Raw genomic sequence first — 16650 nt, forward strand, 5'->3', positions numbered from 1 at the left:
CGAGGGCACCTGTGTAATGGTAGTGTGTGGAAATGTTTCTGACAGTTTGATCAGAAACTTCCTACTCACTACCTGCAAAGGAATGCGTCCTTCCATGCACTCTCCACTCAAGCAACTGGCCGCTGCCACCCTGTTCGCGGCGAGCCTTTCGGCCATCTCCAGCCCCGCTTTCGCCAACATCACCCCAGACCAAAGCACAGCGATTCTGAAGAATTTCAACGAAACGTCCGTCACCGATTTCCGTGGTTTCCTCGGCGCCCTGGCCAAGGGCGACCTGGGCAAGACCAGCGATGTCGGCCCGGCGATCAGTGCGTTTCTTGATAACAAAACCTTGAGCGCGGATCAGCAGAACGAGATCAATCGCCTGCTCGGCATCTACACCCGAGTGAAGTACGGCAAGGCCGCCACCGAAACCCTGCGCGAGCTGGTGGAAATCCCGACCTTTAACGTGGACGGTGTGCCGCAGTACAAGAACCCGGAATTCATCAAGATCGCCGGCAAGATCCAGGACCTGGCCAAGGCCTTTAACCTGAACTTCCGCAACATCGACAACCGTGTATACGAAATCTCCCTGGAAGGCAGCGGAGATGAAGTGGTCGGCATCCACGCCCACGCCGACGTGGTGCCGGTGACGCCGGAAAACTGGGTGCTGAAAGATGGCACCAAGCTCGATCCGTTCAAGGTCACGCTGATCGGCGACCGCATGTACGGCCGTGGCACCGAGGATGACAAGAACGGCATCGTAGTGGCCATGTACGCCATGAAGGTGATCAAGGAAGAGAAGCTGCCGCTGGCGCGCAACTTCAAGCTGCTGGTAGACACCACCGAAGAAACCTCCGGCGACGCGATCCCCTACTACTTCGAAAAGAATCCGACACCGCAGTACAACCTGGCACTGGATGGCGGCTACCCGGTGGTCATTGCCGAGAAAGGCTACGGCACGGTGATGGCGACGTTCCCGCGTCGCAAGGGTGAAGGCAAAGGCGCGCAAATCATCTCGATGACCGGCGGCATGGCGACCAACCAGATTCCATCGGCGTCGGTGGCGACGTTTGTCACCGACAAGCCTGCCGAATTGGCCGCCAACCTGCAAAAGGCCGGCACTGAATACGCCAAGCGCAACGGGGGCGATTTTGAAGTGGCCGCCAAGGTCGACGGCAAGGACGTCAAACTGACCGTCACCGGCGTGTCCGCTCACTCGTCCGAGCCGGAGTCCGGGGTCAACCCGGTATCGCGCATGCTGGAGCTGATCCACAGCGTCGACGGCAAGATCGCCCTCAAGCACAACCACATCACCGATGCGGCACGTTATGCGTCCGACAACTGGGGCCTGGATTACCTGGGCGGCAAGTTGGGCGTGGGCTTCTCCGATGAGTTCATGGGGCCGCTGACCACCTCGCTGACGTTTGTCGGCCTGGATGACAAAGCCTTCAAGCTGGCGGTGAACCTGCGCGTGCCGAAGGGCAAGTCGCCGGAGAAACTCAAGGCCGAGATCGCCGACAAGCTGAGCGCCTGGGACAAGCAATCCAAGGTCAAGGTGGACTTCACCTACTCGGTCGCGGAGCCGATGTACCGCAACCCTGAAGGCGAATGGGTCAAGGCCCTGCTCGCGGTGTCCACGGAAAACCTGGGCATGGAGCACAAGTTCGGCACCTCGGCCGGCGCGACCTCCGTACATGAACTGCCCAACGGCGTGCAATTCGGCCTGGCGCGTCCGGAAGTGAAGTACACCGGGCACACCGACAACGAGTTCAAGACCGTCGACCAGTTCCTGCTGGACCTGCAGATCGTCACTGAAATGATGGGCCGTATCGGCCAGCTGCCGAAGCTCTGATCCAGGCGCTGATGTAAAGGAGCCCGCCGCAACGGCGGGCTCTTCACGCGTGCAGCATCAACATATCCTCGAAAAAACCACCGACCGGTTCCGTGGGATGGCACAGCTGGATTTCCAGCACCCAGGCCATTTCGCTCGGTGGGATCTCCAGATCGGCCAGGTCCTTGCACTCGAACAATGCGTGAGGAAAATCCGCAAGGCGATGCCCCGCGAGATTGCGCGCCAGCCTCCAGCCTTTGGCCACCGCGCTTTGCTCGGCAACTTCATACAGTTCGCGCCCGGTGAGGCCGCGCAACCAGGCTTCGCGGGTCTCGTCGAACACCTCATGGAGTGCGGTCCTGCACGCCAGGTGCAGCGGCGAGTCACCGAACACAAAGGTATAGCCATAGTCGCCTTCATAGCCGTCCCACACCGGGCCCAGGTCAACCACGGCAATATCGGTGGCGCGCAGCCTGCGCTGGCGGTCGATCCCTTCGCGGGGTGGCCGGACCGTATCGTCGCCAAAGCGGATATAGGTCGGGTGCCAGGTGTGGGATGCGCCCATGGCCTGCAGTTGTTCGGCGGCCATATCGAGGGCTTCGCCGGTGGTCATGCCAACCCGCAGCCGGCTGGCAATCGTCGCCAGGGCCCGGATGGATTGGTCACGTGCCGCCAGCATGCCGTCAAACGAGTAGCGCGGGCCGACCTTTTCCCAGATCGGGTCAAACGCGGGTGAGGGCGTTTGCGCACCTGAACGACCACTGGGCACAAAGGCTTCGGCGACAAACCGGTGAGCCGGCAAGCCCGCGTCGAGGCACTGCTCGCGGACCTGGCGGATCATTGCGCCGTTTCCGCACGCGTACACCTGGGCTTGCTCCCAGGCATGCCCGTGACTCAACGCCACCTCCTGCACCCTGCCCTGCGACGCCAGCACCGGATGCCAGCAAAAACCCGGGTGCTCGGCGCTCGCGTCAGCCAGGAATGCACGGTCATAAAAGTCCGTCGGTTGCGTCCCGCCCCAGTACAGCGTGACCTCGATGTTGCGTGCCAATGCAGTCAGCAGTATCGGCTTGATGCCCGCATAACCGGTGCCAGTGGCGAACAGGACGACAGGGCTGTCGTCCGTTTCCTGCCAGGTGCAGGCACCAAAAGGCCCTTCCAGTTGCACCAGATCACCGGCCTCCAAGTCGCCCAGGAGGGCCTCGGAAAACAGCCCACCGCTCACCCGACGAATCTGAAAGACCAGGCGGCCATCGTCTTCGGCCGGCAGGTTGGCGATCGAGAAACACCGCGAGTCGCCATCGACCAGGCGGAACTTGAGGTACTGGCCCGCCCGCACCGTCAACGGCCTATCCGGCATCACCACCAGCTCAATGATGTCGGGGGCCAGTGCGCGCTTGCTCACGACCTGCGCCTCGACCACCAGCGTGGGCGTGTCCAGCGACCAGCCGGGAATCTCCAGGCGCATGTCGCTGCAGGCGTGGCTCTGGCACAACAGCATTTCATTGGCTGCCAACGGATAGCACGGCGCGGGCGCGTCCGGCGCCAGGTGTCTGGCCCGGTACTGCCCTTGCGCGACCACCACCTTGCACGATCCGCAGGCACCGCGCCGGCAGGAAAACGGCACGGACAGGCCATTGGCGAGCATCGCATCCAGCAACAGTTCGTCACCGGCCGCAAAGGTTTTCCCCGAGGGGGACAGTTCGATGACATGGCGTGTGTTCATAACAACCTCGGGGCAAGTGAGGCTTGATTGTTGCGCTAGACTAGGACCATTAAAACCTCCAGTTTTGGTTACTTTATATGGTCCAGATGCGTAAATGGCGTCCGCTGCTCAAGTTGGACGAAAGTGGCAGCCAGGCGTCCTATCGCAAGATTGCCGAAGGCTTGGTGGCTGCAATCGTCGAGGGCCGATTGCCGCCCGGCACCTTGCTGCCGGGCACGCGAGAAATGGCGCAGTTGCTCGACGTCAACCGCAAGACGGTGATCCTGGCCTACGAAGAGGCCTTGACCAAAGGCTGGCTGGTCAGCGAGCCGCGACGCGGGACCTTCGTCAATACACAGTTGACACCCAAGCCACTGCCGAGTCGCGCGCAACCGTCCTTCGCACCGCCCATCCTGGCGCAGGCGGTCGTGCCGTATTTCACCCAGAACGCCCAGGTGACGGCATTGCACCAAGGGCATGGCGCGCTGTTTTTCGACAACGGCGCCAGCGACCACCGCTTGCTGCCTCAAGCCGTCCTGCATCGCTACTACCGCAATGCCCTGCGCAACAGTTTCGCTTCCAATTCCGTGCGCTACGGCAGTGAGGGCACCGGCTACCATTTGCGCTGCGCCCTGGCCGAGATGCTGCGCAACAACCGTGGCTTGACGGTGAGCGCCGAGAATATCTGCCTGACCCAGGGCACCCAGATGTCGCTGTACCTGGCCGCCAGCCTGCTGCTCAAGCCTGGCGACGTGGTGCTGGTGGAACGCCTGAGCTACCCGCCGGCGTGGGAAATATTCCGCAAGCTGGGCGCACAACTGGTCACCGTGGACATGGACGAGGAAGGTTGCCGCACGGACCAGATCGACCGCCTGTGTCGCGAACATAACGTGCGGATGATCTATCTGACGCCACACCACCAGTTTCCCACCACCGTGAGCCTGCACGCGGCGCGGCGGCAACAGCTGCTGGCGCTGGCGGCGCTGCATGACTTCTGCATCATCGAAGAAGATTACGACCACGAATATCACTTCAACGGGCGGCCCTACCTGCCCCTGGCCAGTGACCGTTCGCAGCGCCATGTGATCTATGTCGGTTCGTTATCCAAGGCCCTCGGTTCGACGTTTCGCTGCAGTTATGTGGTTGCGCCCACTGATGTGATCGACGTCCTGCACAACAACGCCGCATTGATGCTCGGGGATGCCGATGCGATCGCGCAAAAAATGCTCGCAGACCTGATCAATGAGGGCGAATTGAAGAAGCATCTGCGCCGTGTTTCGAAGGAATACCGCGCCCGGCGCGAAACCTTGCAGACATGCCTGCATGAAGCGTTCGGCGAGCGGATCAGTGTAAGGGAGCCGGAAGGCGGGCTGGCGCTGTGGGTGCGGTTCGACGATCAGATAAACGTCGATCAGATGGTGGCAAGCGCCTTGGACCATGGGCTGGTCGTACGCAGTGGCCGGCAGTTTTCCCCGCTGGCCCAGCCGGAAAATGCACTGCGCCTGGGCTTCGCATCACTCGACCAGGAAGAGCTTCGTGAAGCCACGTTGCGCTTGGCCAAAGCGGCGAACATACGATAAAAGCGCACAAACAACGAAGAGTTCATGACGCCGCTGTAAGGCCGCCAGTACAACTGGCGGCTTTTTTATTGACGGTCAAACCGAAAAGCAGTGGCGCTTCGGTTTTTCCTAAGCATTACCCCGTGCAAAAGCTGGTTTAGCCAGGGCCGGGGCAATGTGAAGATGGTTTTATCCCGTCCTCCATGGATCACCGGTGATGCTGGGCCGAACAACCATGGAGCCGCGCCGCAAGCCCACATTCATAATGTATGGAGCAAGCCATGAACGAACAACTGCGTGAAGATTTCGATCGTGATGGCGCCGTTGTGGTGAGAGGGCTTTTTAAAAACTGGATCGAACCGCTGCGTGAAAGCATGGCTTACAACCTGGCCAATCCCGGGCCATTTTTCAGAAACTACACACCAGGCCAGACAACCGGCCGCTTCTTTGGAGACTATTGCAACTGGCCGAATAACCCCGGTTATCGTTCATTCATCGAGGATGGGCCCGCGGCGGCCATTGCTCGCACGCTCATGGGGTCTGAACGGGTCCGCATCTTCCATGAGCACGTATTAATCAAGGAAGCCGGAAACGACAAACCGACGCCCTGGCACCATGACGAGCCTTATTACTGCGCAACAGCAGACCAGACCGTGAGCATCTGGCTCCCACTGGACCCGGTCGCCCGGGACAGCTGCGTTGAATTCGTCGCCGGCTCGCATCAATGGGGAAAACTGTTCCGGCCGCGCAAATTCACCGGGGTTGACTACGACCACAAGACGCCCAACCTGGAAACCATGCCGGATATCGACGCCACACGTGACGAGTACCGGATTCTTGGATGGGAACTGGAGCCGGGTGATGCAATCGCCTTCAACTACCTGACCGTACATGGCGCCCCGGGCAACACCTCCCACCAGCATTCGCGTCGCGTGATCTCTACCCGCTGGCTGGGTGACAATGCCCGCTACGTGGACCGGGGGGGCGAGACTTCACCGCCCTTTTCGCACCTCATCGGCAAACTGAAAACAGGCCAGCCCCTGCCTGAAGAGGAGTTTCCCTTCATCGTGTAAACAGCACGGCACAGATGACCTGTCGGCGTTCACACGTCGAACGCTACTGTCAGAAACTGACACTGCCTTGAATTAGAGTGAGGCCCCTCACTTCTGCAAGGTCAAATCATGAAGTTTTCGTCTGTTCGCCTAGTGACCAACAACTTTCAACACCTCGTCCAGTTCTATCAGAACCTCTCGACCATCGAGGCCACGCATCTTGCCGAGGGGTTCGCCGAGATCCACTTCGACGGGGCAGTGCTGGCTATCAGCGATGAACGTCTGATCCGCCTTCATAATAACGGGCTGGCCAGTGCAGCCAGCAACCGCTCGGCCATCCTGGAGTTTCAGGTGGATGATGTCGAAGCCGTGCTCCGGAGGGTGAGTGCCGCAGAGATTGTGATGCCCGTGACCAAAATGCCTTGGGGTAATATTTCCCTGATGCTTCGTGATCCAGATGGAAGCCTGGTCAACGTATTTTCAAAGCCATGAAAAAGGGGTGGTCACCCACCCCCAAAACCGCCAAAGCCTGAAAAATTGCTTCAATCGATACGCTTCGCAATCTGCCGGAAGAGCTCGATGGTCTCTTTCTCACGCCACGACGATTCCTTATCGGCTTTTGCGTAGTTACGCGAGGCCGAAAGCTTGACGATCACGGTTTGCTGGTCCGGGCTTACGTAGATGAACTGATTGAAGATGCCGATGGCGGAAAAATCATGCGCCTGCCCCTCCGGCAGCCACCATTGGTAGCCATAGCCCATGGTGCTGTCGCTGTTATCGCGTTTGCCCGGCATCAGGTACGGTGCATCCGGAGTCAGGGAATCCTTGATCCAGCTGGACGGAACGATTTGCTTGCCGTTGAACTTGCCGTTCAGGCGATACAGTTCGCCAAGCCTCGCATAGTCGCGAGCGGTGGCGTTGTATCCGCCGAACGTCAACGTATGGCCGTAGTTGTCTTTCAGCCAGTAGCCGTCGTCGGTGGCGCCCAAGGGCTGCCATAACTTCTCCTGCATGTACGCGGCCAGCGATTTGCCCGTAGCCGCTTCGAGCACCAGCCCAAGAACCAGCGTGTCGGCCGAACAATAGCGGTTGAAGGTGCCGGGCTGGCGTTCATTCTTCAGTGTTCTGACAAAATTCAACAGGGATGAGCCAGAAGCCATGACCGCCCCCAGGCGTGCAACGTCGCTGTCGGGGTTCGAATAATCCTCGTCCCACCGGACGCCTGACGACATCTGCAAAATATCCTTGAGCCTGACGCCGTCATACGCGGAACCTTTGAGCGCCGGAAGGTACTTTGAAGCGGGGTCTTCGACGCTATGGATAGTGCCCTCCGCGACCGCGATACCGTAGAGCGCGGAAACAAAACTCTTCGCTACAGACATCGACGTCCAGTGCTGCTGTTGCCCTCCCGTCAGCCAATACTGCTCATATCGGATCTGGCCATTCTTGATCACCAGCAAGGCCGATGTGTCGGTGTCCTTGAGCAAATCTCGGGTTACGTGGCGACGGCCCTCAAAGCTGTACTCCTTGGGCAACTCTACGACCGCACCCGACGGCCACTCCACCGGATGACTGGACTTCTGAACCAACTCGGACGGGAAAAGCGCCTCCATCCGGTAGAAGTTCGAATACTGTTCGGCACCGGTAAACAGCTTGCCGACAAACTCGCGGGTATTGGTGGCGCGATTAACACTTTCTGCGTGGACTGTACCGCTCAAGGCGAGCATGAGGGCCAAGACTATAGAGGCTGATTTCATGATGTTTGACTTCAGTTAAAAGCTGTAATTGATCGCAGCCAGGCCCATTGCCCCGGTGTCGGTTTGTACCAACGGACTGTCATGGGCCTGGTCGGTGTACTGCGTGACAACTGCGCTGATCACCCCGGACCAATGGGCATCGAACGTGTGCTGCCAGTTGAGCGCGGCCGAATAGGCATAGATTCCGGCATCGGCATTGAAGCGCTTGAAGCTGGCGGTCTGACTCTGTTCCTGGGAAACGCCGAAATAGGTCCGGTTATAACGACCGTCTCCCGCATGGGCATCAACATCCAGCGTGACCGTGTCTGCACTGCCGTGGAAAACCAGGCCCTCGACACCCAACCGATAACGATTGCCACGATGTTCACCGCCCGTGCGCAACTCGGCCTCGCCATTGATTGACAGCCACGGCAGGAGTTGCTGGCTCAGGTTGATATCGGCCACTGTCGCGCCGCCAACCGTCCCCATGCCTTTAAGCTCGTTTGAGCCATAGCGACTGCCGTTGTTTTTAGTGCTGCGCCCCATGTCGTAGTTGAATGCAGCGCTGGCAGCGAACCCCGTGGGACTTTGCCATTGCACGCCCAGCCCACGCAGGCTGTCGGCAAAGAAAATCCCGCGCTGGATACTTAAGGTCGGCAACAGAACGCTGCGGTAGTGATTGGCGCCCATGAAACGAGGCGTGACGGCAGCCCCTAGTCCCAAGGTGATGTCGGTTTTGTCGCCCCAGAGGCTTTGCGAAGCACTTTCTTCGGCCGCCAACAGATGACCGGGCGCCAGCGCAATAAGGCTCGTGCAAATCACCAGCGTTTTTATAATCCCGAGGTGGGATATGGGGGAAACAGTGTGGCTTTTCATAAGGAAGTTCCAGTGTCGATACGGTGTTGATTAAAAGCGTATTGATCGTTAAAAGCGTTTGCCCACGGTGCCAGGTCCGCGCTGCTTATATGCAGGAACGGACGACCTCGCCAGCCCTTCTTCTCGGTGCAATGGGTCAGTGCCAGGACGCCCACGACAAACAGCGTGACTAACTTGAAGATTGACTTTACGTTCATATCAACAAGCCCCTGCGCCGAACTTTCTTAAAACGCATGGGTATAGAACAATGCGTAAGACTCAATGCCCGCATTCGGCTCTTTAAGCCCAGCATTAGAATAGTGAATGACCCGCAACCCCACGCGATCGTTATTGGCAAACTTCACGCCGGCGCCCAATCGATCTTCAAAGTTGAAGGAAGAGCCGGGATTACGCTCGCCTGCCCGCGTGCCTGAAAACAGCGACACGCCTACACCAGCCTCGATAAACGGGGTGACCGACGACCGCGTTGCAAACTCATAGACAAATACCGGGGCGAACGACAGCGTAGTGCGGGCCGACGCATCCTTGCCGCCGTTCCAATGGGTCAATCCGACATCCCAATAACCGGTCAGTTGACCGGTCTCGCTCCTTAGCCAACTGCGCTCCCAGTCGAAACCGAGACCTATGCGCCCGGTGAATTGACCTTGCCCGGTACCACCGATGGCCCCACTGATTTCCCGTGCCACGGAATGACCGCTGACAACAAAAAGAGCAAATGCAGCAAGCGTGAGAGAAACTCGTTTTTTCATGACTGTCGCTGACCTGAAAGAAGGAAAATCAGTGCTGATCCGACAGGCCCGCGTTGCTGATAGCGCCACAGTTTTAGAGCACTCGAGAGTAAACCGTGCCACTTCGACACGCGTTGTGCTCTGCCGTATGTGATAACGGCATTCTGATGATTAATACTGAAGAGGCCGTTCAGGCTTTGTTAAGATTTGATCAATAACGCGAAAAAATATATTCAACGAGGTGAATAACAATTCAGGGCAGGAGGCCTCAGTGGCAAACATACCTTCAGGGCCAGCCCTCCCGCGGGCCGGCGCATGGCCAGAATCTTTCCGCCGTGAGCTTCGCAAATGGCCTGTGCAATCGAAAGCCCCAGCCCCCCGCCACCTGTCAGCCGCGCGCGTGATTGTTCGGCACGCCAGAATCGGGTGAACATGTTGCGCAGATCGTTTTCGTCGACGGCCTGGCCCTTATCAAGAAACGCCAGGCACGCCATACCGCCCTCACCATAAGTTGATACAACAAGCGCCCTGCCTTCGGAGGCGTACTTGATTGCATTTTCAATGAGAATATTGACCAACTGCCCCAGACGCCCCCGATCACCTTCAATGGATTCAGTAAATTCCAGCGCCGTGATTACAGCCATTTCATTCTTTTTGAACTGTGGCGAAAACCACGCCAAGCGTTCTTTAATAAGTCGGTTCAATGAAAGCGGAGCTGCATGAATTTTAAACTCGCCGGCATGTACCAGAGAGAGTAAGTGCAAATCCCCCACCAGCGCATTCAAGTTTTGTAATTGGTCTTGCACCAACTTTAACTGTTCCGCTGACTGGGGAAACACGTCATCCAGCATGCCTTGGACTCTACCCAACGCCGCATTGAGTGGCGTTCTCAATTCGTGGGCCAAATTGGAGCTGGACTCTTTGACTTCCTTTTCGTAGAGGGAGAGCTTTTCAACCATGCTGTTGAAGTTTTCACTCAGCGCTTGCATTTCTGTTGGTTGGCGTTTGTTGACCACAACCCGAACGGCAAGATCCCCGTTGGTCACTTTCCTTGCCGCCTCGGCAATTTTGCTGAACTGGCCTGAGAGTGGCTTGGATAATAGAAGGCCGATGATGATGGTGATGGGAATGACAATCACCGAAAAAATGAACACTACCCACCAACTGGAGTGGTTGCTGGCACCTGAAATAAAGTCACCGATGTCGTAGTAGCGCTGGACGATATCCCAGAGGCGAGCTTCATTATGTTGCACATCCGCCAAGGCGGAAACGTACTCGGACCGGTCGTCCGGCGTCATGGATTGTTGAGTTTGATATTCCGTCAGCCAAAAATAAAAATACACGCAACACGTGATCGTTATCACCGTACCCACAGCAAGCAATGTCATCCTCAAACCGACCCACAACCAAAGCGGGCTTGCTTTCATCATTACCTCGGTTATTTAAATCGATACCCGACAGAACGGACAGTGACCAACACATCGGCAACGCCTGCACCTTCCAGTTTTTTTCGTAAGTTATGAACATGCGCATCCACCACGCGGCTTAATGCGTCACTCTCAGGCATGCATATTTCCAATAGTTCTTCGCGGGTGAATGCCTTCTTGGGCGTGCGTACCAGAGCGGCCAGCAACAGAAACTCTGAGCGGGTAAGGTCCAGCGTCGCGGAATCATTATTGGGGCTGCGTACACCAGCGATAACGCTGTCACTGTCCACCCAGACCCCCTCGCACTCAATCAGGCTCTTGGCATTGGAACTTCCGTAGTACCGACGCAGTACGGCATAGACCCTGGCGACCACCTCCCTTGGGTTACAGGGCTTGACCACGTAATCATCAGCCCCATAACGCAAGGCACCGATCTTTTCAGGTTCATCACCAATGGCGGTCACCATGATGACCGGCGTATCTCCGGCACGCCTGATTTCGGACAGCAACTCAGAACCACTCATCTTCGGCAGCATCATGTCCAGCAGCACCAGTGAAGGTGACAGTTGCCGAAACAGCATTAAACCTTTCGCGCCATCTTCCGCCAGAAAAACTTCAAAGCCCTCTTTCTTCAAGTAGGCCTCTAATATACTTGCCCCATCGGCGTCATCCTCCACTATCAATATTCGCTTGTGACTCATGTACCACCTCAAGAAAGGATTGTGGCGATTACTTCGGGGCCGTCACCCACCCCGATGTAATCAGCGGCCGTGGCGATTGCATTAATCGCTACGCTGGGCAATCTGCCGGAAGAGCTCGATGGTTTCTTTTTCACGCCAGGAGGATTCGTTATCGGTGGCGGCGTAGTTACGTGAAGCCGACAACTTGACGATCACGGTATTGTGGTCCGGGTTTACGTAGATGAACTGATTAAAGATGCCGATAGCCGCATAATCATGCGCTTGCCCCTCCGGCAGCCACCACTGATACCCGTAGCCCATGGTGCTATCGCTGCTGGTGCGCTTGCCCGGAACCAAGTGCGGAGCGTCCGGCGTCACGGAAGCCCTGACCCAACTGGCTGGAACGATCTGCTTGCCGTTGAATTTGCCATTCAGGCGATACAATTCGCCAAGCCTCGCATAGTCACGCGCCGTCGCGTTGTATCCGCCAAAAGCCAAGGTGTGGCTGAAATTGTCCTTGATCCAATAGGCGTCCTGGGTGGCTCCCAGCGGCGCCCAGAGTTTTTCCTGGGTATAAGCCGCAAGGGTTTTCCCGGTAGCCGCTTCAAGCACCAGACCGAGCACCAGGGTATCTGCGGAGCAATAGCGGTTGAAGGTGCCGGGCTTCAATTCGCTCTTCAACGTCTTCACAAAATCCAACAGCGACGAACCGGTGGCCATCACCTGCCCCAAATGCGCGATATCACTGTCAGGATTGGCGTAATCCTCGTCCCAATGCACGCCGGATGACATCTGCAGGATGTCCTTGAGCTTCACACCGTCATAGGCAGACCCCTTCAACGCGGGGAGATACTTCGAGGCCGGGTCTTCAATACTGTCGAGGGTGCCGTCGGCGATCGCGATGCCATAGAGCGCGGAGACAAAGCTCTTGGCGACAGACATCGAGGTCCAGTGCCGCTCCTCGCCGCCCGTGAGCCAATACTTTTCATAGCGGACCTGGCCGTTCTTGATTATCAGCAAGGCGGAAGTCTCGGTCTGCGAGAGCAAGTCCTGGGTCAAGTGACGACGACCCTCATAGCTGTATTCCTTGGGTAAAGTGATTGCTTTACCCAACGGCCACTCAACCGGATGACTGGATTTATGCACAACGTCAGAAGGGAAAATCTCTTCTAACCGATAAAAGTTGGAATACTGCTCGGCGCCGGTGAACAGCGTGCCCACAAACTCACCCGTATTATCAGCGCGGTTCAAACTCTCTGCCTGAACACCGGTGGTAAACGCGAGTACGAATGCCACGACAACAGGTATACATTTCATAAAAGACTCCAGCGTATCTTTGACAGTAAATGTCTCGGGTCAGAACTTCTTGCTGACACTGGCAACCAGCGCTGCCGTGCAAGCATCACCAAAGCCGATGGTGTTGTAACATTCCTGCTTGGAAAGATCGGTATCAACATAACTGACCGCCCAGTTCAAGCCTGAATAAAGCCGAGACAGTTTAACTTCCCACTCGTGATATAACTGACGAGTCGTACCGTCGGCACTGAAGAACACAGGGTCCTTGAAGTCCATCTTTCCGTAGCGGGCATTCAATTTCAAACCATAAGGAATATCGGTCTCATAGCCCACCCACGTGTACATCGTACTTTGCCCCTTATCGAAACTTAAGGCGTTTTCCGAGTACTGCGCCGCCACCTTGAAACCGTAGGCGGTCAATATTCCGTAGGTTTCGGAAAAGTTGGCTTCATTACCCCGTTTGTAGGTGTACTTTATGTAACCTAAATCCATATTGATGTCTTGGGTAAAGGGCACATACCAGCCGGCATAGTAATCCAGCTCCTGCCGGACATTGGAGCCACCACCGTAATCCACATTGGATGTCCAGGTCCCAAGATAAAGTCCGGTGGTTTTGCTTGAAAGCATGCCATCAAACTGCATGGCCGGATCATTTTGCGTTTGTGAAATACCACGGGTTCGATACTGGCTCAACACACTGAACGTGGCATCCAACACAAACTCATCGTTCAATTCAACTGCATACACGTGTGAGGCTAACAAACTCGCAACCGCGAGCGCTGCGCGTGCCTTATTCATCATCCACTCATCCTTTCATTATTGTTGTTAGGCTGGGCATTGACGCTAAATGACAAAGCTTTATTTATTATTCTTGGGGCGAGTGAATGCCTTCACGCATTCAAATACGCTCGAAATTGGAAACCCCTTTTATAACTTTCAGACAACTTTCAACGGTCCACGCGAACGCGTCACCGCGGATAAACGATGACCTTTGCTACCTTTTCGCGGATTCGGGATGACGGCCATGCACCCGAGCGTTCACGATGGGTATTTTTACCCAGACGTAATTTTTTAGTCAAGTAAAATAAAATATCAAACTAAAGACAAGCGCCCCCCCCCCCTGAGGCCCGGTCAAAGCCGTGGCGCAGGGAGACTGCAGGGCTGGGAAACGCGTGAGGAGGCCCTTGGGGCCTAAGGCTTGAGCCCGACGAAGACCAATTCCGCCAGCTGGCGCACGTGGGCAAGGTGGGCGTTCATATCCGGCGCCTCCTGCTGAACGTACTTGGCAAAAAGCAAAATACAGTGGTCGTTCAAGAAGTTGGCAACAAAGCTGGCGTCAACGTCTGCGCGAACCAGGCCTCGTGCCTGCAGATCCCGTAGCAGCTCCGCAGCCTCCTCGGCCAGGTACTGATCGAACAGGCTCAGCCCTGCTGAAATGGGACTCTGCAAGCTGAACGTCATCAGTTCGCGCCAAATGGAAATAGGCAGCGTGGCCAACTCGCTTTCCATGATGACGGCATTGAGGTTGCAGAGTGCGTCGATGGCGTTGTCGAACTGAGGCCTTCGCAGCCGGGCCCGGCTGACGGCCGCCCGGTCCGCCCTATCCACCAGCGCGAACAGGATTTCCTGCTTGCTGCCAAAATAGTTGAAGACCGTTGGAGAGGAAACGCCAGCGGCCGCAGCGACCTGTTCGACGGTGGTGGCGCTGTAACCATTTTTATCAAAGAGATCGATGGCGGCGACCAGAATCGCCTCCCTGCGTTGTTCCTTCTGCCTTTCCCGTAATCCGCTCACGACTTCCCCACCGTTGATGCTCAATCAATGGGCCAAATCTTAAACGAAATTTATCGACAACCAAATATTTTAGTTAAATATAAGATTTTGCTGACAAGCGTTCAGAACGTCGTCCAGGCAGGTGAAGATTCAGAATTCTGGCTTTTCGAACGGTGGCACGCGTCCGAGCTCAAGACTCTCATTCGGGACTCAATTGAGGACTTAACAGCCTGGATAGCGCTGACTCTCAATGATTTCCGCCACAACGAAAAAAGGACCCGAAGGTCCTTATTTCGATCACTTACAGAGTTCAGTGGAACTCTGAAGCATTATGTTTGGAGCGGGAAACGAGACTCGAACTCGCGACCCCGACCTTGGCAAGGTCGTGCTCTACCAACTGAGCTATTCCCGCAAATGGCGTCCCCTAGGGGACTCGAACCCCTGTTACCGCCGTGAAAGGGCGGTGTCCTAGGCCACTAGACGAAGGGGACACACAACTGAAACACATGGTGTGTATTTCAGTGTCCAGAGATTAAATCCGAAGATTACGCCCTGGTTTCACTCAGTGTCACCCGAAGGCAACACTGCTTAAATTTGGAGCGGGAAACGAGACTCGAACTCGCGACCCCGACCTTGGCAAGGTCGTGCTCTACCAACTGAGCTATTCCCGCATATTGGCGTCCCCTAGGGGACTCGAACCCCTGTTACCGCCGTGAAAGGGCGGTGTCCTAGGCCACTAGACGAAGGGGACACACGTACAACATTCACTCCCTACCGCGTTTCGCTGTGTGCTTTACGCTGTAAGTGGCGCGCATTCTATGGATGGATTGAAAGGTCGTCAACCCCCAAGGATAAATTTATTTAAATCAATGACTTCGCCCTGCTTTTCGGGCCTGCGCAGGGATTGTGCCCGTCCGGGCTTTGACGCCTATATTCTGGCGCCCGACAAGGCGCTATAGTTCGTTCCGGCAAATGATGGCAATGTGCATCCATGCAGGGAACGTCTATCTATATAGAAGCAAACTACTCGGGCAACTGGTCGATCAGTCCTATCCGCCGGATGGCCCAGTCACTACACTCCACTGTAAACCCTATAAAGAGGTCACACCGGTGACACCACTCATGATCACCCTGCTGGTAATAGCCGGGATCGCAATACTGATCGCCATTGGCTACATGAACCACGTGGTGGAAAACAACAAGCTGGAAAAGAAGCGTACCGAGATCGAACTTAACGATCGCCTGCGCCGTTGCGGTGAAATCACCGAGACCTTCCCCGGCCAGTTGATGTCCCCGGCGCTCAAATTGTTGCTGACCCGACTGGAACTCAACGTCAACCAGCGCCTGTTGAGCCTCAACAAAAGCAGCGCACCGCTCAAGGCCCGCATCACCGAGTTGAATACGCTGGTGGCCCAGGGCGAATCGATCCCGGTAAACAACCCGCCCGCGCCGATCCAGACCGAAGCCAAGGCCAAGGACGTACGCTTCCTGCTCGAAGCCCTGCATGGCCAGGTCACCCGTGCGGCCCAGGATGGCTTCCTGCCGGCCAACGAGGCCAAGCACTGGATCCGGGAAATCCGTCATATCCTGGTGTTGCTGCACATCGAGTTCTTCAACAACCTCGGCCAGCACGCCCTGCAACAAGGCCAGCCGGGCCAGGCGCGCCTGGCATTCGAACGCGGCGTGCAGTACCTGCGCAAACAGCCGGAGCCGGTGATCTACAGCACACAGTTGCAACAGCTGGAAGCCCAACTGGCCCGCGCCAACTCCACAGTGCTGACCAACAGCAAGCCCGCCGAAGACGAGGTCAACGAACTGACCGAAGGCCTCAAGGCGGTGGACGCCGACGCCGAGTGGAAAAAGAAAGTCATCTACGACTGATTCGCCGGCTTGAAGACTGGCCTGTAGTGAGCGGGCTTGCCCCGCGCTGGGTGGCGAAGCAGCCCTGAAAGCAAACACCGCAATCTGCCTGCCAGAACGCGGTGTTCTTATTGGGGCGGCTCTG

At 56.7% G+C, this 16650-nt stretch carries 14 protein-coding genes and 4 tRNA genes; 5 read left to right on the plus strand and 13 right to left on the minus strand.

Annotated features, from left to right (window positions below):
• Positions 1-94: 94 nt before the first annotated feature.
• Positions 95-1834, plus strand: coding sequence for a dipeptidase (locus BM70_RS0126470; RefSeq protein ID WP_025858821.1), 1740 nt, complete (start codon positions 95-97; stop codon positions 1832-1834).
• A 43-nt stretch (positions 1835-1877) separates the two neighbouring features.
• On the opposite strand, the gene BM70_RS0126475 is transcribed toward BM70_RS0126470, so the two are convergent.
• Entirely contained in the window at positions 1878-3539 is a 1662-nt protein-coding gene (locus BM70_RS0126475) for a M24 family metallopeptidase (protein WP_025858822.1), read from the minus strand.
• A gap of 77 nt (positions 3540-3616) precedes the next feature.
• Between BM70_RS0126475 and BM70_RS0126480 the strand changes: the two genes are divergently transcribed.
• The 3 genes from BM70_RS0126480 to BM70_RS0126490 all read left to right on the plus strand — a co-directional run bounded on the left by BM70_RS0126480 (position 3617) and on the right by BM70_RS0126490 (position 6621).
• Positions 3617-5098 (plus strand): PLP-dependent aminotransferase family protein, encoded by a 1482-nt coding sequence (locus BM70_RS0126480; protein WP_025858823.1) that lies wholly within the window; start codon positions 3617-3619, stop codon positions 5096-5098.
• Between the two features lie 260 nt (positions 5099-5358).
• Entirely contained in the window at positions 5359-6150 is a 792-nt protein-coding gene (locus tag BM70_RS0126485) for a phytanoyl-CoA dioxygenase family protein (protein ID WP_025858824.1), read from the plus strand.
• 108 nt (positions 6151-6258) lie between these two features.
• Positions 6259-6621 carry a glyoxalase/bleomycin resistance/extradiol dioxygenase family protein gene (locus tag BM70_RS0126490; RefSeq protein WP_025858825.1) on the plus strand — a complete coding sequence of 121 codons (363 nt, stop codon included), beginning with the start codon at positions 6259-6261 and terminating at the stop codon, positions 6619-6621.
• 50 nt (positions 6622-6671) lie between these two features.
• Here BM70_RS0126490 and BM70_RS0126495 read toward each other — a convergent pair whose 3' ends face one another.
• From BM70_RS0126495 to BM70_RS0126555, 12 genes are all read right to left on the minus strand, one after another.
• A complete protein-coding gene (locus BM70_RS0126495) occupies positions 6672-7886 on the minus strand; it encodes a serine hydrolase (RefSeq protein ID WP_025858826.1) in 1215 nt (404 codons plus the stop codon).
• A gap of 15 nt (positions 7887-7901) precedes the next feature.
• Positions 7902-8741 (minus strand): MipA/OmpV family protein, encoded by an 840-nt coding sequence (locus BM70_RS0126500; protein WP_025858827.1) that lies wholly within the window; start codon positions 8739-8741, stop codon positions 7902-7904.
• A 224-nt stretch (positions 8742-8965) separates the two neighbouring features.
• Positions 8966-9490 carry an acyloxyacyl hydrolase gene (locus BM70_RS0126510; RefSeq protein WP_025858829.1) on the minus strand — a complete coding sequence of 175 codons (525 nt, stop codon included), beginning with the start codon at positions 9488-9490 and terminating at the stop codon, positions 8966-8968.
• A 212-nt stretch (positions 9491-9702) separates the two neighbouring features.
• The gene (locus tag BM70_RS0126515) at positions 9703-10896 is read right to left on the minus strand and encodes a HAMP domain-containing sensor histidine kinase (RefSeq protein ID WP_025858830.1); all 1194 of its coding nucleotides are present in this window, start codon (positions 10894-10896) and stop codon (positions 9703-9705) included.
• Positions 10897-10907: 11 nt separating this feature from the next.
• Positions 10908-11597: a response regulator transcription factor gene (locus BM70_RS0126520; protein ID WP_025858831.1), complete on the minus strand. Its 690-nt coding sequence runs from the start codon at positions 11595-11597 to the stop codon at positions 10908-10910.
• 81 nt (positions 11598-11678) lie between these two features.
• The gene (locus BM70_RS0126525; RefSeq protein ID WP_025858832.1) at positions 11679-12893 is read right to left on the minus strand and encodes a serine hydrolase; all 1215 of its coding nucleotides are present in this window, start codon (positions 12891-12893) and stop codon (positions 11679-11681) included.
• A gap of 39 nt (positions 12894-12932) precedes the next feature.
• Positions 12933-13673, minus strand: coding sequence for a TorF family putative porin (locus BM70_RS0126530; protein WP_025858833.1), 741 nt, complete (start codon positions 13671-13673; stop codon positions 12933-12935).
• 390 nt (positions 13674-14063) lie between these two features.
• Positions 14064-14690: a TetR/AcrR family transcriptional regulator gene (locus BM70_RS0126535; protein WP_081782127.1), complete on the minus strand. Its 627-nt coding sequence runs from the start codon at positions 14688-14690 to the stop codon at positions 14064-14066.
• 291 nt (positions 14691-14981) lie between these two features.
• Positions 14982-15057: transfer RNA gene (locus tag BM70_RS0126540), tRNA-Gly, on the minus strand.
• A gap of 3 nt (positions 15058-15060) precedes the next feature.
• Positions 15061-15136: transfer RNA gene (locus tag BM70_RS0126545), tRNA-Glu, on the minus strand.
• Positions 15137-15240: 104 nt separating this feature from the next.
• A tRNA-Gly gene (locus BM70_RS0126550) sits at positions 15241-15316 on the minus strand.
• Between the two features lie 4 nt (positions 15317-15320).
• Positions 15321-15396 (minus strand) — tRNA-Glu (locus tag BM70_RS0126555).
• Positions 15397-15755: 359 nt separating this feature from the next.
• On the opposite strand from BM70_RS0126555, the gene BM70_RS0126560 reads away from it, so the two are divergent.
• Entirely contained in the window at positions 15756-16526 is a 771-nt protein-coding gene (locus BM70_RS0126560; RefSeq protein ID WP_025858835.1) for a hypothetical protein, read from the plus strand.
• Positions 16527-16650: the final 124 nt, after the last annotated feature.

The sequence above is a fragment of the Pseudomonas sp. CHM02 genome, assembly GCF_000612585.1.
Classification (GTDB): Bacteria; Pseudomonadota; Gammaproteobacteria; order Pseudomonadales; family Pseudomonadaceae; genus Aquipseudomonas.